The organism is Microbacterium gorillae (assembly GCF_050990725.1).
In the GTDB taxonomy this organism is placed as follows: domain Bacteria; phylum Actinomycetota; class Actinomycetes; order Actinomycetales; family Microbacteriaceae; genus Microbacterium; species Microbacterium gorillae_A.
Genome location: NZ_CP158844.1, coordinates 629,017 through 654,888, shown reverse-complemented (window position 1 = coordinate 654,888; position 25,872 = coordinate 629,017). Strand labels below are relative to the sequence as shown.

At 67.6% G+C, this 25,872-nt stretch carries 17 protein-coding genes; 3 read left to right on the top strand and 14 right to left on the bottom strand.

The window, feature by feature from the left end; translation table 11 throughout:
* Positions 1-4: 4 nt before the first annotated feature.
* Positions 5-781 carry an electron transfer flavoprotein subunit beta/FixA family protein gene (locus ABTV68_RS02925; protein ID WP_433676126.1) on the bottom strand — a complete coding sequence of 259 codons (777 nt, stop codon included), beginning with the start codon at positions 779-781 and terminating at the stop codon, positions 5-7.
* A 179-nt stretch (positions 782-960) separates the two neighbouring features.
* Between ABTV68_RS02925 and ABTV68_RS02920 the strand changes: the two genes are divergently transcribed.
* Complete coding sequence (locus ABTV68_RS02920) at positions 961-1,494, top strand: MarR family winged helix-turn-helix transcriptional regulator (RefSeq protein WP_433676125.1); 534 nt, start codon at positions 961-963, stop codon at positions 1,492-1,494.
* A 51-nt stretch (positions 1,495-1,545) separates the two neighbouring features.
* Here ABTV68_RS02920 and ABTV68_RS02915 read toward each other — a convergent pair whose 3' ends face one another.
* From ABTV68_RS02915 to ABTV68_RS02870, 10 genes are all read right to left on the bottom strand, one after another.
* Positions 1,546-2,463: an aldose 1-epimerase family protein gene (locus ABTV68_RS02915; RefSeq protein ID WP_433676124.1), complete on the bottom strand. Its 918-nt coding sequence runs from the start codon at positions 2,461-2,463 to the stop codon at positions 1,546-1,548.
* Between the two features lie 64 nt (positions 2,464-2,527).
* A complete protein-coding gene (locus ABTV68_RS02910) occupies positions 2,528-3,565 on the bottom strand; it encodes an ABC transporter permease (protein ID WP_433676123.1) in 1,038 nt (345 codons plus the stop codon).
* Entirely contained in the window at positions 3,562-4,641 is a 1,080-nt protein-coding gene (locus ABTV68_RS02905; RefSeq protein ID WP_433676122.1) for an ABC transporter permease, read from the bottom strand. The genes ABTV68_RS02910 and ABTV68_RS02905 overlap by 4 nt, the downstream gene beginning before the upstream one ends.
* Entirely contained in the window at positions 4,638-6,245 is a 1,608-nt protein-coding gene (locus tag ABTV68_RS02900; protein WP_433676121.1) for a sugar ABC transporter ATP-binding protein, read from the bottom strand. Before ABTV68_RS02900 ends, ABTV68_RS02905 begins: the two co-directional genes overlap by 4 nt.
* A gap of 62 nt (positions 6,246-6,307) precedes the next feature.
* Positions 6,308-7,312 carry a substrate-binding domain-containing protein gene (locus tag ABTV68_RS02895; protein ID WP_433676120.1) on the bottom strand — a complete coding sequence of 335 codons (1,005 nt, stop codon included), beginning with the start codon at positions 7,310-7,312 and terminating at the stop codon, positions 6,308-6,310.
* 168 nt (positions 7,313-7,480) lie between these two features.
* On the bottom strand, positions 7,481-9,010 hold the full coding sequence (locus ABTV68_RS02890; protein WP_433676119.1) for a sugar ABC transporter ATP-binding protein: 1,530 nt from the start codon (positions 9,008-9,010) through the stop codon (positions 7,481-7,483).
* Positions 9,010-10,029 carry a LacI family DNA-binding transcriptional regulator gene (locus tag ABTV68_RS02885; RefSeq protein ID WP_433676118.1) on the bottom strand — a complete coding sequence of 340 codons (1,020 nt, stop codon included), beginning with the start codon at positions 10,027-10,029 and terminating at the stop codon, positions 9,010-9,012. The genes ABTV68_RS02890 and ABTV68_RS02885 overlap by 1 nt, the downstream gene beginning before the upstream one ends.
* Positions 10,030-10,120: 91 nt before the next feature.
* Positions 10,121-10,339, bottom strand: a complete 219-nt coding sequence (locus ABTV68_RS02880) for an LPXTG cell wall anchor domain-containing protein (RefSeq protein WP_433676117.1) — start codon at positions 10,337-10,339, stop codon at positions 10,121-10,123.
* Positions 10,336-11,418, bottom strand: coding sequence for a hypothetical protein (locus tag ABTV68_RS02875; protein ID WP_433676116.1), 1,083 nt, complete (start codon positions 11,416-11,418; stop codon positions 10,336-10,338). Before ABTV68_RS02875 ends, ABTV68_RS02880 begins: the two co-directional genes overlap by 4 nt.
* A gap of 31 nt (positions 11,419-11,449) precedes the next feature.
* A complete protein-coding gene (locus tag ABTV68_RS02870; RefSeq protein ID WP_433676115.1) occupies positions 11,450-12,079 on the bottom strand; it encodes a hypothetical protein in 630 nt (209 codons plus the stop codon).
* 334 nt (positions 12,080-12,413) lie between these two features.
* On the opposite strand from ABTV68_RS02870, the gene ABTV68_RS02865 reads away from it, so the two are divergent.
* Together ABTV68_RS02865 and ABTV68_RS02860 are read left to right on the top strand one after the other, a co-directional pair.
* Positions 12,414-15,374, top strand: a complete 2,961-nt coding sequence (locus ABTV68_RS02865) for an immunoglobulin-like domain-containing protein (RefSeq protein ID WP_433676114.1) — start codon at positions 12,414-12,416, stop codon at positions 15,372-15,374.
* 12 nt (positions 15,375-15,386) lie between these two features.
* Complete coding sequence (locus ABTV68_RS02860; protein ID WP_433676113.1) at positions 15,387-18,284, top strand: immunoglobulin-like domain-containing protein; 2,898 nt, start codon at positions 15,387-15,389, stop codon at positions 18,282-18,284.
* Positions 18,285-18,552: 268 nt separating this feature from the next.
* On the opposite strand, the gene ABTV68_RS02855 is transcribed toward ABTV68_RS02860, so the two are convergent.
* From ABTV68_RS02855 to ABTV68_RS02845, 3 genes are all read right to left on the bottom strand, one after another.
* Entirely contained in the window at positions 18,553-21,462 is a 2,910-nt protein-coding gene (locus tag ABTV68_RS02855; RefSeq protein WP_433676112.1) for a family 43 glycosylhydrolase, read from the bottom strand.
* A gap of 95 nt (positions 21,463-21,557) precedes the next feature.
* Positions 21,558-23,984: a family 43 glycosylhydrolase gene (locus ABTV68_RS02850; protein WP_433676111.1), complete on the bottom strand. Its 2,427-nt coding sequence runs from the start codon at positions 23,982-23,984 to the stop codon at positions 21,558-21,560.
* 1,105 nt (positions 23,985-25,089) lie between these two features.
* Entirely contained in the window at positions 25,090-25,866 is a 777-nt protein-coding gene (locus tag ABTV68_RS02845) for an enoyl-CoA hydratase-related protein (RefSeq protein ID WP_433676110.1), read from the bottom strand.
* Between the last annotated feature and the right edge of the window lie 6 nt (positions 25,867-25,872).

The following is a 25,872-nucleotide window of genomic DNA, read 5'->3' as shown; positions in this document are numbered from 1 at the left end:
CCCCTCACACCAAACGGTTCTGAACGAGGAACTCGGCGAGCTTCGTGCCCGCGTCACCCTCATCGACGATCTTGATACCCGCCTGACGCGCGGGCTTCTCGGCCACCGACACCATGATCGAGCGGGCCTGCGAGGCCGGATCCACCGTGATGCCGAGGTCGGCGAGCGAGAGGGTCTCGAACGGCTTCTTCTTCGCGGCCATGATGCCCTTGAAGTTGGGCATGCGGGCGTCGGGCAGCGCCTCGGTGATGGAGATCACAGCGGGAAGAGGCGCCGTCACCTGCTGCACACCGCCGTCGATGCCGCGAGCGCCGGAGACGGTGCCACCGTCGATGGTCACGGAGGCCAGGGCGGTGAGCGCGGGAACCTCGAGCAGTTCGCCGAGCATCGCGGGGATCATGCCGCCTGTCCCGTCGGTGGACAGGTTGCCGGCGATGACGAGATCGAATCCGGCGCGTCGAATGGCGGCGGCGAGCACCTCGGCGGTGAGGGTGAGGTCGGCACCGATGAGCTGCTCGTCCACCACGTGGATCGCGTCGGTTGCTCCCATCTGCAGACCCTTGCGGACCGTGGCGGCCGCGCTCTCGGGCCCCATCGACAGCACCGTGACGGTGGTGTCCGCGGCGGAGTCGGCGTGCCGTAGCGCCACCTCGACAGCGCGCTCACCGATCTCGTCGAGAACCACTTCGCCCGCACCGCGATCGGCAAGACCCGTCTGCAGACTCAGCTTGCGATCCCCGTACGTGTCGGGGACCTCCTTCACCAGGACGATGATCTTCATCGACGCTCCTCCCGTTCTCCGTCGAGTCTATGTCGAACGGCGGGTATGTACCCATTCGGGCGGGTGAATTCCGTGCGAGCATTCGTGCACCCCGCGAATGTATACATACGCAGGATTCTGGGGTGGCGATGCCCGAAGCGCCATACGCGGACAGGTAGCGTGGGACGGCAGGAGGGACCATGGCCAACAACCGACCGCTCGCGGTGGATCCGATCGCCGAGGCGAAGCGCCAGTGGCTCGCGCACGGTTGGACGGATGCCGCTGCAGGAATGACCGCCGTGACCAGCCTCATGCGCGCACAGCAGCTCATGCTCGCCCGCGTGGAGGCGGCGCTGAAGCCATTCGATCTGTCGTTCGCGCGGTACGAGATGCTGCGCCTGCTGGCGTTCACCCGCGAGGGGCGCATGCCGATGGCCAGCGCCACCGCCCGACTTCAGGTGCACCCGACGAGCGTCACGAACACCGTGGACCGACTCAACAAGGCCGGTCTGCTGCGCCGCCTCCCCCACCCGATCGATGGGCGCGCGGCCGTGCTGGAACTCACCGACGAGGGACGCGCTCTGGTGGACGGCGCCACGGTGGCTCTCAACGAGGTGTTCGAGAACATCGGCCTCGACGATGCCGACGTCACGGAGCTCGTGAGCATCGTGGCGCGCCTACGCAAGTCCGCCGGCGACTTCCGCGACCCCGCCCCCGTCCCCGACCCGCTCTGACCCGCTTTGACCCGCGCCGGGCCGTTCCGCGCCGAGGTCGCCGTCACGCCGTCAGAAGGCGAAGATCGTCCACCTGGCCCGGTGACTGTCGCCGGGCTCCAGCACGATGAGATCGGTCCCGGAGTTGAACGCATCCGGCGGGCAGGTCATCGGCTCCACGGCCAGCCCCGCGCGATGCGTGCGCTCCGCACCCGGGGTGTCAGCCGTGTGGATCTGCACCCAGCGGCAGGTGTCGTCCCACGACATCGCCGTACCGTGCCCGTCCGGCCCTGTCACCGCGACGGTGACGGTGCCGCTCGGCAATCCCGTGTAGGCGTGATCGATGAACGTGTCCGCGATGGCGCGCGGCTCGCGGAAGTCGAGATCCGGATGGCGGCTCACATCCGCCACCTCGAGGGGCAGCAGTCGGTCCTCGGTCACCTGCAGCACCTGCGCCGCGGGAAGCGTCAGCGTCCAGTCGTCCACCCGCCCGTCGCCACCAAGCAGATACGGATGCGCCGAGGTGCCCCACGGCGCCGCATCGGCGCCGACATTGCGGCCGGTCACCGTCTGCACCAGTCCCTGTGGCGTAAGCGCGTACTCCACGTCGACCGCGACGCGGAACGGATACCCCGCCTGCGGCTCGATGGTGGCGGTCAGCAGCACCCGCTCCGGTGCTGTCTCCACCGCGGTGAAGTCGAGCCAGCAGGCCAGACCGTGCAGGGCGTTCTGCCGAGCCGGCTCCGTCAGCGGCAGCTGGTGCTCCTCACCGGCGAAGCGGTATCGCCCGTCCGCGATGCGGTTCGGCCACGGTGCCAGCGTGACCCCGCGGCTCACGGGACGGACCTCGTCGGCGTCGAAGGATGCCACCAGCTCACGTCCCTCGAATCGCAACTCACGAAGCGTCGCGCCGATGCTCGCGATCGTGGCGGTGTAGCCGTGCCCGGCGAGGGCGATCTGTGCGCCCGATCGGGGCTGGATGTCGGTCATGATGCTCCTGCGAGAGACGAGTGCGGACGAAGAACGGGCCGGGCGAAGCCGCCCGGCCCGTTTGTCATTCTCGCCGCCGCGTGACCGCGCGCTGGAGAAGGACGAAAACGAGGAGGATTCCGCCCGTGATGATCGTTGTCATCTCCGGCGGGATACCACCGTCGCGGGTGATCAGCACGGTCATCAGTCCCAGCACGAGCGCGCCGACCACCGAACCGAGGACGTAGCCGTACGCACCGGTGAGAACGGTGCCGCCGATGACGGCCGCGGCGATCGCATCCAGCTCCCAGCCGATACCGGTGATGTTCTGCGCCGTGCCGAGTCGGGACGTGTAGAGCACGGCCGCGAGGCCCGCGAGCGCGCCGCTGATCACGTACACAAGGACCTTCGTGCGGTGCACGGCCAGGCCCATCAGGAGGGCCGAGTTCTCCGACCCGCCGATCGCGTAGACCGTGCGCCCCGTGCGCGTGCGGTGCAGGACGAAGAAGGCGGCGAGCACGACGACGATCGCGATGATCACCGCGGGGGTGATCACAAGGTCATTCACCTTCGGACCGTCGATGACCTTGATCTTCGTGGACAGCAGACGGATGGCGGAGTCGTCCGCCAGCTGCTCCGGCTTCGTGCTCAGCAGCGAGGCGAGGCCCCGCCCGAGGAACATCATCGCCAGCGTCGCGATGAACGGCTGCACGTTGAAGAAGCGGATCAGCACGCCCGACACCAGTCCGGACAGCGCGCCGATGCCGATCATCAGCACGACCACGAGGATGGGGTTCCACCCGGCGTTGGACAGCATCACACCGGCGACCGACGACAGTGCGATCACGGATCCCACGGAGAGGTCGATGCCGCCGGTGATGATGACGAAGGTCATCCCCACGGCCAGCACGATGACATGCGCGTTGTTGATCAGCAGGTTCGACAGCGTGCTCGCCTGCACGATGCGGCCGTAGGCGACTTCGCCATAGATGATCATGCCGACGAAGATCACCACGGATGCGATCGTCGGTACCACCGACGGGTTCGAGGAGACCAGGCGGCGAACCCGGTCCACGAAGCTGATCGGTGCGGTTCGGACAGGGGCGGCTGCGATCGCGCTCATGCCGCTACCTCCACTTTCGTGATCTCGACGGGTGCGGCGGGGGTCAGCTCACGCCGTCGTCGTTGGAACCAGCCGCGCACCCGTTCGGATTGCAGCAGGCAGATGGCGACGATCACGATGGCTTTGAAGGCCGGCGTCGCCGAGGAGGAGATGCCGAGGAACAGCACCGTCTTGTCGAGCGTCGCGATGAGCAGCGCGCCGACGAACGCTCCGCTGAGCGAGAACTTGCCACCCGCGAGAGAGGCACCGCCGATGACGACGGCGAGGATGGCATCCAGCTCGAGCTGGTAGCCGGTCCGCGAGATGTCGACCGTCATGACACTGCCCACCGACATCACGCCGGCGATGCCGGCGAGGATGCCGCTCAGGACATATGCGGTGAGAAGCAGGCCCTTGGGCTTGATGCCCGCCATCCTGCTGGCCTTGGGGTTGATGCCGATGGCTTCGATCATGAGTCCCAGCGCGCTGCGGCGCACCACCCACGCGACGGCGACCACGATGAGCACGGCGAGGATGAACACCACCGGTACACCGATGAGATAGCCGTTCGCGATCCATCGGAAGGGCTGATTCGATGCAGCGGTGTTCTGGCCGCCGGTGATCACCTTGGCCACGCCACGCCCCGCGAGCATCAGCACGAGGGTGGCGATGAACGGCTGCAGTCCGACGTAGGCGACGAGCACGCCGTTCACGGCACCGAGGATGGCGGTGAACAGGAGGGCGAGCCCGACGGCAGCGAGCGCAGCGCCCACCGAGGCGGAGTCCCCTGCGGCGGCGAGGAACTCCATGGACACGGCACCGGCCACGGCCATCAGGGAGCCGACCGACAGGTCGATGCCTCCGGTCGCGATGACCAGCGACATTCCGATCGCGATCATCATGACCGGGGCGGCCTGGCGCAGGATGTCGATCAGGTTGCCCACGAGGTTGCCGTTGTTGGCGTTGATCGAGATCGCCAGATAAGTGGGGTCCTTGATCACATTCATGAGGAGCAGCGCAATGATCGCGACGATGCCCCAGAAGAACGGCTTGTGGATCAGCGTGCGCCACAGCGGCGTGCTGTCGGGTGCGCTCATCGGATCTCCTCCTTGAGAGTCTCGGACGCGGCCTCAGTGGAGAGTACCGAGAGCTCGTCCTCCAGTGTCTCGGCTGCGGCTTGCGTGCCGTGCGCGGCGATGACATCCACGATCTCCTGCGCCGTGACGTCAGGCCCGTTCAGGATCTCGCCGATCTTGCTGTGGTCCTTGAGCACGACGATGCGCTCGGACAGTCGCACGACCTCCTCCAGCTCGGAGGACACGAAGACCACGGCCACGCCCTGGTCGGCGAGTTCGGCCACAGCCTCCTGGATCTCGGCCTTCGCTCCCACGTCGATTCCGCGCGTGGGCTCGTCGAGGATCAGCAGTTCCGGCTCGGTCGCCAGCCACCGCCCAAGCAGCACCTTCTGCTGATTACCGCCGGAGAGGTTCTTGATCATGCGCTCGGGGTCGGCAGGCCGAACGTTCAGCGCAGCGATGTACTTCTCGACGATCGCGTCCTGCTCCTTGCGCGGCATGGGACGTGCCCATCCGCGCTTGGCTTGGACGGCCAGGATCATGTTCTCGCGGATGGTGAGGTCCCCGATGATCCCCTCATCGCGGCGGTTCTCCGTGGAGAAGGCGATGCGCTGGGCCAGCGCCGCGGCGGGAGAGGTCAGGTCAGCGTTGCCGCCCTTCACCGAGATCTGGCCGGATTCGGTGCGATCCGCACCGTAGAGCAGCCTGGCGAGTTCCGTCCGTCCCGAGCCGAGGAGACCGGCGAAGCCGACCACCTCACCGGGGCGGATGTCGAGGTCGGTGGCCGAGATGGCACCGGTGCGCGAGATGCCCACGGCCTCCAGGAACGCGGGCTCGTTCGGATCGCGCGGCGTTGTGCGGCGATTTCCCCCGAGCGAGGCAAGCGCGTCGAGATCCTTGCCGATCATCTTCGAGATCAAGGCATGGCGGTCCAGCTCACGCGTGAGGTACTCGCCCTCATACCGGCCGTTGCGCAGCACGGTGAGACGGTCGCTGATCGCGTAGATCTGGTCCAGGAAGTGGGAGACGAAGAGGATCGCGACGCCCTGATCACGCAGGGCGCGCATGACCCGGAACAGGCCGTCGACCTCGGCGGCGTCCAGGCTCGACGTCGGCTCGTCCAGGATCAGCACCTTCGCCTTGATCGCCATGGCACGGCTGATGGCGACCAGCTGCTGCAGGGCGATCGAGAGGGTGGACAGCGGCTTGTGGGTGTCGAGGTGACCGAGTCCGAGACGGGTGAGGGCGTCGGTGGCGGCACGATGCGTCGCTCGCCAGTTCACTCCGAAGGGCCCCCGCACCTCGTGCCCCAGCATCACGTTCTCCCCGATGGAGAGATTGGGGGCCAGGTTCACCTCCTGGTACACGGTGGAGATGCCGGACTCCTGCGCATCACCCGTTCCAGTGAAGGTGCGCTTCTGGCCCATCACGGCGATCGATCCGGAATCGATGCGGTAGACGCCGGTGAGCGCCTTGATGAGCGTCGACTTCCCGGCGCCGTTCTCGCCCATGAGCGCGTGCACCTCGCCCGGGAAGAGCCGGAAGTCGACACCATCCAGTGCTTTGACACCGGGGAACTCGATCGTGATCCCCCGCATCTCGACGATGGGCAGTTCTTCGGTCATCGTTTTCTCTCCGTCTGTTGCGGGCCCGGACGTGACGACACGCCCGGGCCCGAGAACACTGCTCAGTACTTGCGGTCCGCCAGGACAGCCTTGGCAGCGTCTGCCGAGTCGAAGGCCTCGCTCGGAACGATGATGTACGAGTCGACCTTCTCGCCCGCGAGGGTCTTCTTCACCACGTCCAGCGCGGTCTCACCGAACAGCGGGTTGTACTCGTGCACGTAGCTCAGCTGACCGTCGGCGAGCGCCTGCATGGCGTTCTTGGTGCCGTCGATCGTGGCGATCTTGACATCGGTGCCGATCTTGAGGCCGGCCTCCTCCGCCGCCTGCGCCGCGCCGAGACCCATCTCGTCGTTCTGGGCGAACACGAACTGGATGTTGTTGTTGTTGGCCTTGAGCATGGTCTCGAAGACGCTCTTACCCTCTTCGGCCGACCAGTTCGCGGTCTGCGCGTCCACCTTGGTCAGCTTCGAGCTGCCCAGGCCCTCGTCGAAGCCCTTGTTGCGCTCGTTGACGACGCCAACGCCGGCGGGGCCCTCCAGCACGACATAGTTGCCGCCGTCAGGGAACGCCGATGCCGCCCACTCGCCCACTTCCTTCGCCACCTCGACGTTGTCGGGGGCGATGCGGGTCACGTAGAGGCTGGTGTCGTCGGGTTCGATGCCGCGGTCGAGCAGGATCACGGGGATCTCCGCCTCCTGCGCGAGCTTCAGCGAGTCCGCCCAGCCGCTGGCCTCGGTGGCCGAGAGGAGGATGACGTCCACGTCCTCGTCGACGAACGACGTGAACGCGTCGATCTGCGACTTCTGGTCCAGGTTCGTGGCCGGAGCGTACTTCAGGTTGAAGCCCGCCTCCTCGGTGAACGTGTCCTGGATGTTGCGCTCGTTCGCCTCGCGCCAAGCGCCCTCAGGGCCGACCGCCACGAATCCGATCGTGGTCACGTCACCCGAGCCGCCCGAGCTCTCGCCGCCTTCCGCGCTGGCGCCACCAGAGCAGGCCGCCAGGCCGAAGGCCAGGGCGCCGACAGTGGCGAGCCCCAGAACGGTACGAATGCGCTTCATTGCAGTCATTGAGATCTCCTCCTCGAGATGCCGGGTCGATTCCCGGGCAGGACCGACATGGTCCGGTGTGATTGCGGGTCGACGTTGGTGCGTCGTGCGTTGATGTTACCGGGAACAATTCACGGAACACAAGCACAAACGAGAAGTCGTCAATTCGACCGTGTTACCGGACACTTATCAGGCGTCTCGGGAATCGAGCTCTGCGGCGATCATCTCCACGATGCTGTCGAGTGTCACGCCGGGGCCGTTGCTCACCTCCCCGATCTTGTCGCGGTCTTTGAGGACGACGATCCGGTCGCTGAGACGGACGACCTCCTCCAGCTCCGAGGAGATGAACACCACGCCGACGCCCTCTCCCGCGAGCTGGCTCACGCGCCGCTGGATGTCCAGCTTCGCCGCGATGTCGATGCCGCGCGTTGGCTCGTCGAGGATCAGCACGTGGGGCCGCGTCGCGAGTGCACGAGCCAGCAGCAGCTTCTGCTGCGTTCCTCCGGAGAGATGTTTGGCCGGTCGCGCCAGGTCAGCCGGATCCAGGTGCAGAGTCTCCACATAGGTGTCGGCGAGCGCCGCGATCTCCGGCGCCGAGAGGGGACGCGTCCATCCGCGCAGCGCCTGGAGCGACAGCACGATGTTCTCGCGCGCCGTCAGATCGCCGATGATGCCGTCGACGCGCCGGTTCTCCACCGTCATGCTGACGCGCCGGCGCAGGGCGGTCGACGGACCGCGCAGCCGCACACGCCGGCCGTCGATCTCGGTCTCCCCGCTGTCCGCGCGGATCGCCCCGCTGAGCAGCGAGGCCAGCTCCGTGCGTCCCGAACCACGCAGTCCGGCGAGGCCCACGATCTCGCCGCGGTGCACGTCGATGTTGGTGGGATCGAGCTCGCCGCGTCGCCCGAGGCCTGTTGCGCGCAGCGCCGGTTCGCCGTCGGCGGCGTAGTGATGCGCCTTGCGCTCAGAGCCCAGCGTCCGGAGGGCTTCGAGGTCCTTGCCCAGCATCTGGGAGATCAGGTCGGCGCGTTCCAGCTCCCGCGTGGGTGTCTCGGCGACGCGGCGACCGCCACGCAGCACCGTCATCCGATCACTGATGGCGAAGGCCTGCTCCAGGAAGTGCGACACGAACAGGATCGCGACCCCGCGGTCCCGCAGCCCGCGGATCACGCGCATGAGGACGTCCACCTCGGCCTGATCGAGACTGGACGTCGGCTCATCGAGCACGAGGATGCGGGGGTCGTCGACGACGGACCGGGCCAGGGCGACCAGCTGCTTCTGCGCCGGAGACAGCAGCGTCATCGGCGTACGCGGGTCCATGTCGTCGAGTCCGAGCCGGGCCAGCGCGTGCGCCGCATCCTGCCGCGTGCGGCGCCAGTCGATGCCCCAAGTGCCCCGGCGCTCGCGCCCGAGCATGACGTTCTCCGCAACGCTCAGCGTCGGCCCGAGCTGGGTCTCCTGGAAGACGGTCGCGATGCCTGCGGCGCGGGCATCGGCCACGCCGGAGAACCGGCGCTCCTTCCCCGCGACCACGACGCGACCAGCCACCGGTGCGCAGGTTCCGGTGAGGACTCCGATGAGAGTCGACTTTCCCGCACCGTTCTCCCCCATGAGCGCGTGGACCTCGCCGGGGAACAGTCGGAAATCGACGTCATCCAGCGCGAGGGCATCGGGGAACTCGACGCGGATGCCGGAGAGCTCGACGATCGGCGTGACCATCAGCGCACCTCCCGCGGTGGACCGCTGGAGGCTCGCGTGACGAGCTCGGTCGGAATCCGGGTGAGCTTCGGCAGCTCCCGATCCTCCAGCGCGGCACGCAGCATCTCGACGACGGCGCCTCCCAGCGCGGCGAAGTCCTGGCGAACCGTGGTGAGGGGCGGAAGGAAGTGACGCGCGAGCGGCACGTCGTCAAAGCCCACCACGCTGAGATCGTTCGGCACGTCGAAGCCGCGATCGTGCAGTCCGTGGATGAGGCCGATCGCCATGTCGTCGTTCGCCACGAAGACGGCGGTGTAGTCGGGCAGCCGGTTCAGACCGCGCGCGAAGTCGTAGGCGAAGTCCGCCGTCCAGTCCCCCACGACGATCGGCCGCTCGCGGATCCCCCAGGACTTCGCGCGGGCGTGGAACGCCCGCTCACGCGCACGAGCATCCAGCCAGTCCAGCGGCCCCGCCACGTGCAGGATGTCGCGGTGTCCGAGGGCGACGAGGTGGTCGACCACCAGCGCCGCTCCGGCCTGCTGGTCGATCGACACCGTCAGGAACGTGGGGTCTGCGTCGGCCTTCACCACCAGCAGCGGCACCTTGAGCGTGAGGCGTCGCAGCGCGGCCACGGACGACGATCGCGGGGCGATCACGCACAGCGCATCCACGCCCTGCGCGACCAGGTTGTCGACCGCGTCCTGCGGCGTCATGGTGTCGCCCTCGTGCAGCGCCACGGCGGTCACCGAGTACCCCGACGTCCGCGCCGCCGCCTCGATGGCGCGCAGCACGCTGGTGGGGCCGAACGAGACGGCCGACTCGATGATGACGCCGATGCGCTGCGTCCGCTGCGTCGCCAGCGCTCGCGCGACGAGGTTCGGACGGTAATCGAGCTCTTCGATCGCCTCCAGCACACGACGGCGCGTATCCGCCCGGATGTTGGGGTGATCGTTCAGCACCCGGGAGACGGTCATGTGCGAGACGCCGGCGAGATCAGCCACGTCACGAATGCCGGGCTTCTCCGATCCGAGGCTGGCCATCGGTACCTCCATCGGGCTCGTCCGCGGAAATGTTACCGAGAACGCCGTCCTGGTCGCAATCACACCGGCGCGCGTCGTGAACTCCGCTCTGTCAGGTGGAACGGCGACGACGCAGTGCCACGACGGTCCCGAGGAGGACCAGCCCGACCGCGGCCGCGACCAGCAGCAGCGGACTCTCCGCCCCGGTCACCGGAAGCCCACCGCCCGGCGATGAGGGGACGAGAGGCAGGATCTCCACGTGCACGCGGACTCCGTCCGTGTGGCGACTCACCCCGTCGATGTCATCGATGAGTTCGAACAAGGTGATCATCCGGCGACTCGCTCCTGTCCCGCTCCGATGAGCGCCTGATCGCGGCCACGAGCCTCCGCTTCGGAGATCGCGGCGTTCATCCGGCGGCGAGAGCGCACCCGGCTGCCGCGCAGCGCCAGGACGATGAGCACGATTCCCACCAGCAGCGCCAGGTGCGGCCACGGGATCGCCCACGTGAACAGCGACAGGCGGGAGCCCGTCACCGCGAGCTCGCTGCCATCGGACGTTGCCGCGGTCGGGTCGACCGCCAGCTCTCCGGTGGCCGCGAACAGGGGCCAGACATCCGGCACCGTCACGGTGAAGGAGCGCTTCTCCCCCGGAAGCAGGACCTGCGGACGCGTTCCCTCCGCGGGGAACGGCACGATCGCGCCGCCGAGTCGAACCTCCCCCGCCGCATCCAAGCGCGCGTTTCCGGTGTTTTCCACGTCGAAGGTGACTGTCGCGGAACCCGCTTCAAACGGATTCCACGAGAGGTCATAGTCGGTGGTCACCGACCCCACAGCGAAGGCCGGGACGATTTCGCCGGTCACCCGCGTGATCACTTTGACGCCCACGCGACTCTCGACGCCCACGCCGGTGCCGTCCGCGCCGGTCTCCCGAACGGACAGCACCGACGCGGCGACGCCGGCGGCGTGATCACCGGGCTCCGCGTTGCTCGGCACGGTAATGGTGAACGGCACGACCACGGCACCGCCGGCGGGGATGGTCACGTCGTCGCCGATCGTGATCCACGCGCCGGCATCCGTGGATTCCCGTCCGGACGGCAGCATGTCGAATCGGCCGGCCTCGGTATAGAAGCCGTCAGCCGCCGACAGGGCGAACACCACATCCTCGGCACCGAGATTGCGCACGATGATGTGCTCCTGCACGCTCTCCCCCGGATCCACCTCGTTCTCGATCGCGTGCCGACCGTCCTCACCGGTCTCGTCCGCCGGCGATACCGACCACGACACCGCGGCGTCCGGTGCGTCATCGGCGTGGGCGGCGGGGACGGAACCGAACAGGCCGCTCACGATGGCGAGGGCGGTCGCGAACATCGCGACCATCGACGCGCGTGTTGCGGTGCGGAGGGGAGTCATGGATGTCACCGAGGGTCGAGAGCGGGCGGGATCAGTAGGCGTCTTCGAACAGTGACAGCGTCAGCGTCGACGTGTAGGAGCCGGGAGCCACCGTCACCGGCGTTTTCAACACGAGGTCGGCGTTCGCGGTCCACTGTCCGGACGTGGCCTGAGCGTCCGCGGAGTCGAGCGACAGCGCGAGAAGCTCCTGGGACACCAGACCCACGCCGTTCGCACCGCCGTCGATCGACGTGCCGACGGCATCGCCCTCGCTCACCTCGCCGTTGTTGGGCGTCAGCACCTGCGGCGTCCAGCCGAGGTGATCCGGCGTGATGTTCGGCTGCCCCGCGGTGCCGACGAAATCGCTGGCCTGACCGGTGACGTACCAGAAGACACCGGCCGGAACGTCGGTCCGGGTGTCGGTGACCGTCACGTTCGGCAGCGCTCCCGTGAACTGACGGAAGGATGCGGTGGTGCCGTTCTCTGTCAGCGTGGTCTGCGTTCCCGCGACGGTGAGACTGAGCGCCCCGCTCTGCGTGGGCGCGATGTCGACGGTGACGTCGACCGCTCCTGCATCATCCGCGTTGGGGAACTCGGCAAAAGCCGCGGTGCCGACGCCAGCGAGCATGAGCCCGCCCACGATTCCGACGGCGCAGCGGGCGACGGTGCCCTTTTTCATCATGTGCTCTCTCCAGTTCCTCGGTCGGCCATGCCGCACCGAATCAGTGATCAGCCCGGGTGGCTGTCGACTCGTTTGCCAGGCAGCGGGCAGGAACTGCGGGGCGCCCTTGCCCGGTGCACTCTCCTCATGGAGTACGTCCTCGTTCCCGGGTCTGTTACCGGGAACACGCTCACTGTAGGGCGCGTCCGATTCACACGTCAAGTACGAGATTCCAGCGCGCCCCTCCGCTGTACGCGGTAGGAATGTGTCCGGTAACATTCCGTTCAACCTGATCCGGGCGCAGCCCGAGAACCGGCCCTCTCACCCGCACGTCAACGACGACTAGGAGACAGCCATGAGCGCTGCGGCCACCCATCCACCCCGACGGCGGAAATCACTCGCTGCCGGCATCATCGGAAGCCTCGCGGCCTCCGCCTGTCTGCTCGCGCCCGCGCCGGCGGCCGCGGCCGATCTTCCCGCTCCCACCGCGCACTACGACATGTCGCATGCCGGTTCGACCCTGCTCGATGTGTCCGGAAACGGTCGCAACGCCACCCTCACGGGATTCACCGACGGATCCTTCGCCGACGCCGACGGCGACGCTGTGCTCCGCTTCCGGGGCGACGGCTACGCCACCCTTCCATCGGGCCTCGTCACCGGTGCGGACAACGACTTCACGGTGGAGTACACCGTCGCCACACAGACGGCAGCCAATCAGTTCGGCTGGGTGATCGGCACGGGAATCGGCGCGTGGAACACGACCGCACTGGGCAACCACGTGTTCGTGAACCCGCGCAGCGGCGAGAGCGCCTATGCCAACCAGGTGCTCTCCGGCATCCGTGTGAAGTCCGGCTCCAGTAACGGCGAGGTGCGCCTGCCCGCGGGCGGTGGGCTGAACCCCGGATTCACCACCCTCACCCTCGTGGGATCCGGCAACACCCTCACCCTGTACCGGGACGGACAGGCGATCTCCACCACCACGCACTCCTCCGCGCTGAGTTCGATCGTGCCGGCTTCCGGCGCGCTGGGATACCTCGGCCGATCGCTGTACACCGGCGATGCCCTGCTCCGGGCCGACGTGACCGACGTTCGCTTCTGGGACACTGCGCTCACCGCTGACCAGGTGACCGCGAGCATGCCGACCGCCGCGGAGAAGGCCGCGAGCACCCAGGCGCTGCTGCGGGGAGATCTCCTGCCGATCATCCGCGGGGCGAACGCCTCGCTCGACGCGGTGCGCAGCAACCTGACCCTGCCCGCGTCGTCCAATGGTGTGCCGCTGACCTGGTCGTCGTCCCAGCCGTCCGTGATCACATCGACCGGCGCGGTGTCGCGTACGATCACGAGCGACACCACCGTGACGATCACGGCCACTCCGGCGTCGGGGACACCGATCACGTTCTCGGTGACGGTCCTGGCACCGTCCGCTTCGACGGACCTGGATGCCATCGCTCTCACCTCGCGCACGACGGAGAACCTGCCGCTGATCACCACCGGTGCCGTGGACGGCTCCGCCATCTCCTGGACGTCATCCGACTCCGCACTGGTGACGCCCACGGATGACGGTTATGCCGCCCCCGCTGTGGGTGCCGCCGACCCGTACCGCGGTGGCGGAATCGTGAACCGGCCCGCCTACGGCAGCGGGGATCGCACGGTCACGCTCACCGCCCATGCTCGACTCAACGACACGACGCTCTCCCGCGAGTTCGTGGTGACGGTGGCGGAGCACGCACGCACCGCGCCGGATGCCGGCTACGCCAGCGCGTACTTCCGCTCCGACAGCGACGAGAAGATCTACCAGGCGGCCACGAACGGGAACGACTTCTTCACCTTCGCCCCGGTCAACGGCGGTCAGCCCGTCATCACATCGACGGCTGACACCACCGGCCTTCGCGACCCGTACATCCTCCGATCTCACGACGGCGACAAGTACTACATGGTGGCCACCGACCTGTGCATCGGATGCGGCACGGGCTGGGGTCCGGCGCAGTCCCAGGGCAGCCTCAAGATCGAGGTGTGGGAGTCCACCGACATGGTGCACTGGACCCGCACGAACGGCGAGAACACCGGCATTCCGATCAACAAGCCCGAGGCCGGCATGACCTGGGCCCCCGAGGCGTACTGGGATGACGCCCTGCAGTCCTACGTGGTGTTCTTCGCGTCACGCATGTACTCCGACGCCAGCCACACCAACAGCGACAACCTCTACGCACGGATGTTCTTCGTCCTCACCCGTGATTTCCGCACCTTCACGTCCCCGCCGCAGAGCTGGCAGGACACCGGGTACGCGCGCATTGACTCCACGGTGGCGAAGATCGGCGACTCCTACTATCGCTTCACCAAGAATGAGGACTCCGGTGCGGCGGGGCCGCTGGAAGCCGGCAAGGACATCTTCCTGGAGCGTTCGACGGTTCTCACCGCACCGACCAGCACGTCCAGTTGGAGCGCGGACCCCGCGGTCACCTGGCAGCTCACCGACACGCGCATGACCAGTCTGCAGACCGGCCAGGCCGGCGAGGGACCAGAGATCGTCAAGCTCAATGCGGGCGACCCGAACAATCCGTCCGGCGACGGCTACGTGTTCCTCGTCGACAACTACAGTGCCGGCGGCTATCGCGCGTTCCTGACCACCGGGGCGGAGATCGCATCGAGCTCCGCCACGGATCGGCTCTCCCAGCGCTCCGGATGGAAGGTGCGACCTGCGGGGGGCCTTCCCGCCAGCCCCCGCCACGGTGCCTTCGTCAGCGTGCCGCAGACGGTGCTGACCGCACTGCACGACTGGTCGGCGATCACCCCGGTCGCCTCCACGACATCGGCCCAGGCGACCGGACGCCAGGTCACCGCTTCCGTCGCGGCCGCTGACGGCGGCGATGTCGTCGGCACCGTGACGTTCACCGGCGGGTCGTGGAGCTCGACCGTCGCGCTGGCCGATGGCCGGGCATCGGTCTCCGTGCCCGCGGGGATCGCCACCGTGACGGCGACCTATGACGGCTATCGGGATGCCCTCGTGGCGTCGTCGACATCGGCCGCTGTCCCGGTGTCGACCCTCACGATCGACGCGTCCGCCACCGTGCGCTGCGTCGCAGGGAAGGGCCAGGCGGTTGTGACCGTCACGAATGGATCGACGGTCCCCGCAACCGTGTCGATCCAGACCTCGTACGGCTCGAAGACCGTGGTCATCGCCGCCGGAACGTCCGCGTCGGCCGCGTTCGCGACACGCCTGAGCACGTTCGGTGCGACCGCCGCCGCCCTCACGGCAACGGCCGGTGGCGACAGCTTCCACACCACCACGTCCATCCCCGCAGCGACCTGCGGCTGAACGGAGAAGAACATGACTGATCTCCTCGCTCACACGCGACGAACGGCAGCCGCGCTCACCGCCGGTGCCGCTCTCATCGCGATCGGCGCGGTGTCGACGCCTTCCGCCGCCACCGCGGCGGAAGGCCCGGCGCCCCTCATCCACTACTCGTTCGACAGCGCATCGGGCACGACCGTGACCGATCTGTCCGGAAACGGCTACGACGGCACCCTGAAGCAGTCCGGTGCGAGCATCGACGGCGGACTGCTCTCACTGCCCGGTGGCGCACGCGACAGTGCCGGCTACCTCGAGATCCCCACCGCGGGTCTGGTCGGCAAGAACCAGATGACGATCTCGACGTGGCTGTCCGGTCGCTCCGGTGCCGCGAACACCGCCGCCGCCTTCATCGGCGCGCCGGTGGCGAGCGGCGCCAGCTACTCGAGCGGATACTGGCTGCTCAATCCGACGAACCCCTCCGGCTACGTGAAGTCGGTGATCACCACCTCGACGAACGCGGGCGCGCCCTGGGGAACTGAGGTGGGGGCCGGCGCCACGAACGCCGCCACCTCGGGGGTGCGCACCCCGGCCGGTCTGTCGCTGTACACCACCGTCATCGACGGTGTGGCCGGCACCATCACGAGCTATGTCAACGGAGCCCAGATCTCCTCCGTCGCGACCGGGCGGACCATCGCGTCGTTCGGCACGGACCTCGTGTCGTATCTGGGACGATCCACCTACAACGATGCGGGATGGGCGGGCGACATCGACGACTACGCCGTCTACACCGGTGCGCTGAGTGCAGCCGACGTGCAGCAGCTGTACGTCACGCAGGCGCTCGAGCGCGCCGTCACGAACGTGGCCGTTCCCGGGACGGCGACCGCCTCGTTCACGCTGCCCACGAGCAGCAGCGGTGTCGCAGTCGCCTGGACATCGGACAGCGATGCCATCCGGGTCGAGGGCGGTTCGGCGACGGTCACCCGGCCCGAGCCTGGCGACGCGGACGCCACGGTCACTCTCACCGCCACCTTTACCGTGGGCGACAGCAGCACGACGCGCACCTATCCGGTGCTCGTCCCGGCGGAACTGACCGCGCAGGCGAAAGTGGATGCGGATCTCGCGTCGGTCGTGATCCCGGGAACCGACGATGTGCGTACGGCGATCTCGGTTCCCTTGGTCGGACCGAACGGCTCGGGCCTCGTCTGGTCCGTCGTCTCGGGTGCCTCGGCCGCACAGATCACCGACGGCGTCCGGGACGACTCCGCGACGGTCGCGATCACGCGCCCCGACGGCGCCTCCGCTTCCGTGGTGCTCGCGGTGACGGCGACGAACGGCTCCGCCGCGGCGACGCGACAGATCACGCTCACCGTGACCGCCGCGCCGTCTGCCGATGCCACGCCCGTAGCCTACGTCTGGGCGTTCTTCACGGGCGAGGGCGCCGGCGCCGAGCGGGTGAGCCTCGCAGCGTCGAAGGGGGACGACGCCCTGCGCTGGAACACGCTGAATGGCGGTGAACCGATCTTCACGTCCTCCCAGGGCACGGGTGGACTGCGCGATCCGTTCATCCTGCGCTCCCACGAGGGCGACAAGTTCTACATGCTCGCCACCGACCTCAAAGTCGACGGACTGGCCGGCGGATTCACCACCGCGCAGATCTCCGGATCCCGCTTCATCGAGGTGTGGGAGTCCACCGACCTCGTGAACTGGTCGGCGCAGCGGCACGTGCAGGTCTCCTCGGCCTACGCCGGCAACACCTGGGCACCGGAGGCGTACTGGGACGAGGAGCTCGGTCGGTACGTGGTGTTCTGGGCATCGAACCTGTACCCCACCACCGATGTGGCGTCGCGCACCGCGGTCACCTACAACCGGATGATCTCCGTGACCACTGACGACTTCGTGACGTTCTCGGAGCCGCAGATCTGGTCGGACGTGAAGCGCGGAAACGGGCTGGGCCTCATCGATTCCACCGTGGCCAAGCAGGACGGGATCTACTACCGCTTCACAAAGGACGAGGCATCCATGACGATCCGCGAGGAGAAGTCGACCAACCTGCTCGCCACGATCACCGGCGCTCTTCCCGGAGTTACCGGGGCCGCGGATCAGTGGACGCTCGTCAAGGAGAAGATCGCCACCGGCCTACCGAACGGCGAACCTGGCGGCACGTACTCGAGCGGAGAGGGACCGAGCATCTTCCCGTCGAATCCGGGCGATGTGAACGGCTTCGACTGGTATCTGTTCATCGACCAGCCCTCCTACCACGGCGGACCCAATCACTACATTCCGTTCGGCTCGACCGACATCACGGATGGTTCCTCGTGGCAGCCGCTCGGGTCGACGCTGCGGGCGAATCTGCCCCAGAACAGCGATGGCGGCAAGCCCCGCCACGGCACCGTCCTGCCGGTGACACGGGCCGAATACCAGCGCGTGCTGGAGGGTTTGGCGCCGGAGATCGCGGTGACGAGCGTGGCACCCCTGACAGCGTCGACGCGCGCCGGCACTCCCCCGGTGCTGCCGCAAGCCACCCTCACCACCGCAGACGGCGCGACGCGGACGGTGGACGTGGCATGGCAGGGCGTGGACCCGTCGGACTATGCGTCGGCGGGCACGTTCACCGTGCGCGGCGTCGCGCAGGACGATTCACGGATGCCGGTCACCGCGACGGTGACGGTCACCCCCGCGTTCGGCCTGACCGTGACCACGCGATGCGTTGCCGGCTCGGTGGTGATCGCGGCAACGGCGTCGAACGCCGGTGCTGACACGGCACAGCTCACGATCACATCGACGTCGGGCGCGAAGACGGTGCAGCTCGCGGCCGGTGCCAGCGCCACGGCCAGCTTCAGCACGCGCGTGTCTGCCGTTTCAGCCGGCACCGTGCAGGCCACCAGCGGACGCATCACGGTGGCGACGGCGGCCTACGCCGCTCGCACCTGCTGAACCCAGCGCGACAACGACATCACCGCCCCGACACCGCGTCGGGGCGGTGATGTCGTTTCGGGGCACGCGCCCCAGCACATGAACCTGCGGCGGATGCATGACGGAATGCGCGGAATCGTCATGGATCTGGCGCCTCCTCCTGCGTTCACGACACCCCGGCCGGAGCTCGCCCGTCCCCCGCCACAGCCCGCCGGCGAGGGGCGTGCGGATGGCACAGAAGAACGGCCGCCATCCTTCTCAGGATGACGGCCGTTCGGGTCGAGACAGGTCAGCTGCAGGTCTTCGCGGCATACGCCGTCGACGAGGATGAGGACCGATCCCCGGCAGAACCGGTCACCTGCACCTCACCGGCCGCCAACGACGCCGAGCGGGCCGCGAACGACACCGACGTGCCGGCACCCGCCGCCAACACCACCTTCTTCTCGCCCAGCGGCGAGACCACCGACACCTCGGCATCCACCGCATCCGCATTCCGGACCGACACCACGAGCTGCACCTTGCCCGCAACGCACCGCGAGCTCGTCGAGACCACCAGGTCCAACGGCTCCACGGTGTTCTCGTTGAGTACTCCGAGGCGCGCGAGCTGGTAGCTCAGGGCACGTTCGGGCGCGTCGATCTGGTTCTGCGTGCCGTGCACCGCCCCCTTCGCGACCACAGCCTGATCGAGAGCGTCCTGCATCTGCGCCCAGGCCTCTGCGGGGTAGTCACTCTCGGTCAGCGTTCCCGCGTGCGCGATCGCCGCGTCGAGCGCACTCTCGTCGAGAGGCCGTTGCTGTGCCGTCAGGGTGTCGCTCAGCAGGAAGTGGTCGATATCGACGTGCCCTCCCGTCTGCTGCGTCGCGTAGGAGAACAGCCCCACGCGGTGACCCATGAAGTGGGTGAGTCCTCCGTCCAGGCTGAGCGGTCCGACCGGATCCCCGAGTGGTGTCCAGGAGATCCCGTCGAGGCTGTAGGAGAAGGCGGTGTACAGCCGTCCCGACGAGGTGGCGAAGTCGAGATCAGCCTTGAGGTGCACCTCGGTGGCATCGCCGAGAGGTGCGGAGCGGCCCGGAAGGAAGCTCTCGACCGCTGCCTGGTCGATCGTCGTCGCGAACGGCTGCCCGCGGTGCACGACACCCACGGTGTTCACCCCCGCGACGCGCTTCACCGCGACATACGAGAAGTCACGGTTGTACGCCGCGAGCCCGGCGACGTCGCCATCCTTCATCCCGGAGATATCGAGCTTCGTCTCCACCGACTGCCGCGGGCCGAAGGTGCGCTGCGACAGCGTGTTACGCGCCTCTTCGAGCCAGGTCAGCTCTCCTCCGGAACGGTGGGTGTACGCGCCCGTGACGACCTTGCCGTTCGTCAGCCGGAGCCAGCCCTCCCGATCCGTCAGCGACCAGTAGCGGTTGTCCGGCGCATGGTTCCACTCCCAGGCCAGATCGAGGTTCGACCCGTTCGGGGCGACCTCATCGGGATGCGGTTTCTCGACGGTCACGGGACGCCCGACGAGGGAGGCGTCATCGATGACGAAGTCCATGAGGTGGTCCTGGGGAGCTGCCGATGGATTGGCCGTCCAGGGCGTCTCCACGAACAGGCGCACGTCGCCGAGCGCCTGCGTGTCCGCCACCGTGAACGATCCAGACACCCGTCCCCACTGCCCCCGGGTCAGACTCACCGCACTGGTGAGGTTCTTGTACGTGGTCGTGGCGCCTCCGAAGCGGGCCGTGATGTAGAACGGCTTGGTCGCCGGCGCCGTCGCGCCGTCGTAGCGCACCCATGCCGAGACGTCGTAGGTGACGCCGTGCTGCAGCTTGCCGGAGACGTCCTGTGCCGGACCGGAGCCGGTGGTCGCGCGACCGGTGACCGCCAGTGCTGACGCTCCACTGTGCGCTGCGCTGGTGGGCGTGAGCGTGGCGGTGTCGTTCGCGATCCACCCTGTGGATCCGGATTCCAGTCCTGGATTCTGCAGCAGTTCGACGCCGACCAGTGTCGGGTCGATCTGCGGTCCCGCCGGAATCGACCACTGCTGGTCCTGGTACGCCCGGTGCGGCGCGTCGTTTCGGAAGTCGTCCGAGGCGACGATGCTCTTCTGCCGCTCGAATCGCTCCTGCGCGGGCGTCAGGGTGATCGGCTTCGGGAAGGACCCGTTCACCGGGACAGCGCCGTTGTTGCCGAAGGTCGGCCAGCCGCCGCTCCACGTCGCCGGGATGAGTGCCGGGATACGTCCGATCGGGAAGGTGTCGCGGAAGAAGAAGCCCTGCCAGGAGTCGTTGCCCGCTCCATCGGTGACAGGGACGAGGCTGCCCTGAGCGAAGCCGTTGGAGTTGAGCACTCCCCTCGACTCATAGGGCGCCGGGGTGGCGGCGAGACGTCCGAGGAGTTCGCTCGAACGGAACATCGCGACCTGCCGGCCGCTACTCGGCCACGTGATCATCACGATGTAGTACTGGCCGTCGATGTAGAACGCCTGCGCGCCCTCGAACAGTCCGCTGCTGCCGACGTACGGCTTGTCGGCATACGCGCTGCGCGGGATGATGTCGGTGTAGTCCTGTTCGATCGCGGTGAGATCCGCGTTCAGTCGGGCGGCGTTGACGCCGCCGTAGATGATGTACGGCGTCCCGCCGTTGGCATCGTCGAAGAAGAGCGACGGGTCGTGGAGACTGCGCCCGAGCGACGTGCGCTGCCATGCGCCGTGCTCGATGTCATCCGTGCGGTAGATGTACGCACCACCCAGGTTCAGCGAATTGACGAGCACGTAGTACGTGCCGTCGTGATAGCGCAGCGACGATGCCCACTGGCCCTGCCCGTAGGAATTCGCGCCGTTGCGCAGCGAGTAGGCGTCGCCGATGTCCATGCGGTCGAACACGTAGTTCACGATCTCCCAGTTCACGAGATCGTAGGACTTCATGATCGGCGCCCCAGGGCTCAGCTGCATCGTGGTGCTGATCATGTAATAGATGTCGCGGCCCTCAGCGTTGTCGGCGGCCCGCACCCGCTCCACGCTGACGTCGGGGACGTCGGCGTTGAGCCCGGGTACGGAATAGGTGCCGTCTCCCGCGTCGGTCGACGTGTATGAGGGTTCGGGCTCCCAATCGTCTGCGGCGATCGCCGCCGTCGATGGGACTATCAGGCCGACCAGTGCCAGCGTGCCGACGGTGGCCACTGCCGCGAGTCGTTGCGTTCTTCTCTTCATCGAGTTCGTTTCCTTTTTCCTGCGATACGACGATCGGCGGGCACCGCACTGTGTGCCCGCCGATCGTCTGTCATGGGGAGGGGTGTTGCTGGGGATCAGCCACAGGTATGGGCGAGGTAGGCCGTCGATTCCGCGTAGGTGAGATCACCTCCGGAACCGGTCACCTGGATCTCTCCGGCGGCGATGCTCGCCGCCCGCGTCGCGAAGGACGCCGAGGAGGTGGCGCCCGCCGCCAGCGAGATCTTCTTCTCGCCGAACGGAGTGGTGATCGTCACCTGAGCCGCCACGGCGTCCGCGTTGTGCACGGACACGACCAGCTGGGACTTGCCCGCGACACAACGAGACGTTGCGGATACCGTCAGGTCCAGATCGGTCGATGCGACCGGCGCGGCGGCGAAGGTCCAGTTGTCGATCTCGAACAGGTCCGCGTTCTTGTCGCCACCGGCAGGGCCGGCGAAGACGAAGAAGACGTCGTGCTTTCCGGTCGCACCGGACACATTCGCCTGCACGGTCGTCCACTGGCCCGCGGTGCCGTCGACGGGGATCTGCGCCACGACCGGACCGTCGACGTTGTCCAGACGAACCTGCACGCTGCCGCCCGCGGTGAGTGGCTTCACACGCACCGACACCGTCGATGCGCCAGCCCCGAAGTCGACGCCGGCGATGGCGGCGAAGTCACCGTCATCGACGCCCGAGAGCACCATGTTGCCCGAGCCGTTGTGCTCCGGGAACTCCACCGACGCGGCGTCCGTCTTGGCGGTGCTGAGGCCCAGCTGCCAGGCGAGCGTCTCCGCCTCGAACGTGCGGTACGGGTTGAAGTTCTCCACCTGCGAGACTCCGGCGCGCGTGCCCACGATCGGCTTGATCGTGCCGTCTGCGTTGAACTCGAGCTTGTCGATGTGCACGGAACGGTAGCCCTGCGTCGATCCCGGCGTTCCGAGCGCGGCAGCCCAGGCGGCCCCGCGAGTCTGGGCGTGGTAGGTGAAGTACGTGCCGCCCTTGTAGGTGAACATGTCGGAGTGGTTGTTGCCGCCGTTGCCTGCGCCGAAGAACGATCCCTGGTTCTGGAACGCCACACCCGCATAGCGCGCGGCGCTGAGGTCCATCGGGTCATCCGTCATCATGTACGCGATCGCGCCGCGGGACGGGTACTGGCCCGGTACCTCGTTCACCTGGAAGTTGGAGGAGTACGAGTAGTAGTACTTTCCGTCGCGCTTGAACATGCTCGAGGCTTCGAACATGCCCGGTCCATCGATCACGACGGGATCTCCGTCGAGCGTGACCATGTCGTCCTTCAGCTTGACCACGCGAGTCGACTTCGGGTTCTGCGGTCCCTGCACGTTGGGGGCGGTGCCGATCTGCGAGTTGCCGCCGAAGTACAGGTACCCCTGGCCGTCGTCGTCGATGAAGACCTCGGGATCGAACAGCCACATGCCCGCCGGGAAGCCTCCGCTGGCGATGTAGTCGCGCGAGACCGTGTCCGGGATGATCTTCTTGCCCAGCGGATCGGTCCACGGGCCCAGCGGCGAGCCGCCGACGACCACCGCGGTACCGGTGCCGTTGTCGCAGAAGTACAGGTACACCTTGCCGTCCTTCTCGATGGCGGCGGGTGCCCAGGAGTTCGCCGTCCAGGGCGCTGCACCGCCGGCGCGAGAGATCGGCACCGTGCCGTGGTCGACCCAGTTGACCATGTCGCTGGTGGACATCACGTTCAGTCGGGTGATCCCGCCATACCCGTTGGACTGCGTGGGCAGGCCGTTCGCGTCCTTGCTGTTCAGCTCGTACTGCTGGGTGTCGTCGGTGGAGTAGATGTAGAGGCGTCCGTTGTAGATGAGGTGGTGCGGGTCCGCGCCGAACTTGTGACCGACCAGCGGGTTGTGATCGCCCACCGGCTTGGTCTGGACCTTCTCCAGACTGGTGAAGGCGGGCTGCGCGGGTGCGTCGGCGATCTTCACCAGCGAGACGTCATCGATGGAGAAGTCCTGCAGGGCGTTCGACCCCCAGGGCGTCTCCACGAAGAACCAGCCCGCGGCGGCGTGCTTCGCCTCCGCGGTGAACTGCTGGGAGAACGTGCCCCACTCCCCGCGCGTGAAGGTGTGACCGTAGTCCGCACAGCCGTTGAAGTTGGTGGGGCAGAACGTGAAGTTGAACTGCTGCGTCGGGTTTCCGGTGTCGTACTTGAGCGATCCGGTCATCCGATAGGTGGCACCGACCTGCAGTGCTCCGGTCACACTCGCGAACGGACCGGACTGCGTGTTCTGGCGCGCGGTCACCCGCAGCGCGTGGGCGCCGCTCGCGGCGTCATCGGACAGCGCGAGGGTGCCGCCGCGAGTGTTGCTCCAGCCTGTGAAGTCCGAGACGAATCGGCCGTCCGGCAACAGATTTCCGGGAACGGTCGGGCCTTCGGCCGCGGCGGCCTTCACCGCGATCGGCGCGGCCTGCGCGGCATCGGCGATGCCCGCTGCACTGACTGAGGTGGCGAGCACGGCCGCCACACCGAGCATGGCCGCCAGGCGTGACACCGGCCTTCGGGTTGATCGTGGGGCGGATGGTTGTGGTGATGTCACGGTTCTTCCTCCTTGAAGGGTCGCCGGAGCGCGAGCGGGCGCAGCGGGGCCGCGGTATGTGGGCATACCGCGTGCGCCCCCGCGTTCGGGCGGCGATGGTGGATACGTTGCGACGTCGAGTCGAGCCTCCGGTGCATCACCGCATGCCGACCGTCAGTCTCCTGTTGGGACTGCAGCGCGAGAGGTCCGTCGCGCTGACACGTGTGGGCGCGCCGAGCGCCCCGTCAGACGCTGGCGCGTCCGACGACTGAGGACCGGTGTGACGTCACCCCGCGGCGACGCCGTCCGATCCGGTGATCACCCGATCCGCCGTCGCTCTCGGAGAGGGATCGGTGATGCGAGCGAGAACATCGTTTTCGCATGAGCCATAGAGCACTCTCTCCATTGAGAAACGGGGTGACGAGGGGCCACTTGCCAGGAATGTTACCGGGAACAACATAGTGAACGCAAGGATTTCGACTTTCGGGCTACGATGGAGGTTTCCGCGTGTCGGGAGGGCGTGCCGAGGTCGGCACGCGCCCGCTGCGGGGACGCATGGCGACGCCAATCTAGGTCGATGTGGCCAGACGAGGGCCGAAGCACCAGATCGGCCCTCAACTCGGCGCATCGTCCTCATCTCACGACACTCGATCCGCGTGTCGCGCCGATGGCATCACGCGGCAACTCCGCGCGCCACGTTCGGCGGGTTCCGATGGTGCAGATCTCCCCAGGCTCAGGGCCCTGCGAGGCAAGCACAGACACGTGCACTGTCGCGAACGGAGGACATAGTCGCCAAACGAGGATCAAAATCGTAGATCCGTCCTCAACTCGACGCATCGTCCTCAACCCACGCCGCCCGATCCGCCCAGCACGCCTCGAAGCGCCTACGCGACAGGGTTCGCCCGCTACACCCACCCACGAGCACCTCTCAATGAAGGCAGCACGCGCTCACCGCCGCTCGCCCGCATTGTCCTGTCGACTCACCGAGAAGAGCAGGCCACCGGCTCAGCCGGACGCCCCCTCACGCCCGCACCCCACCGCGCCGGACCTCATGCAAACGCCCGCCGCAGGCGAGGACGTCTCAGCGATTCTCGAAGCGCGGGGCTCGCTTCTCACGGAAGGCGGCCATGCCCTCCTTCTGGTCCTCGGTGTCGAACAGCGCCGTGAACTGCGCGGTCTCGAACGCGAGGCCCTGGCTGAGCGGTGTCTCCTGCACCGCGCGCAGCGCCTGCTTGGCCGCGATGACTGACGGCAGCGACTTCGAGGCGATCGTCTCGCCGATCTGCTGCGCCACATCCGCCAGCTCCGCCGCCGAAACCACGCGTGACACGAGGCCGGAACGCTCGGCCTCGTTGGCGTCCATGTTCCGCCCGGTCAGCACCAGGTCCGCGGCCTTGTAGGCACCGATCGCACGCGTGAGACGCTGCGTTCCTCCCATGCCGGGGATCACGCCGAGATTGATCTCCGGCTGACCGAACACCGCCGTGTCGGCCGCCACGATGATGTCGCACATCATCGCCAGCTCGCACCCGCCACCGAACGCGAACCCGTTCACGGCGGCGATCACGGGTTTGCGGACCGCGGTGAGTCGGGACCACTCGCCGAAGAAGCGACCCAGACGCATGTCCAGTCCGCTGCGGTCCTCCATCTCTTTGATGTCGGCGCCGGCGGCGAACGCGCGTCCGGCGCCCGTGATCACGATCGCACCGATCGCGGGATCCGCGTCGTACTCCTCGGCGACGATGACCACTTCGTGCATCAGCTGCGTGTTGAGGGCGTTGAGTGCCTGCGGACGGTTGAGGGTGATCCACCCGACGTTTCCGCGTGTCTCCGTGATGATGGTCTCGAACTCGGTCATGACTGC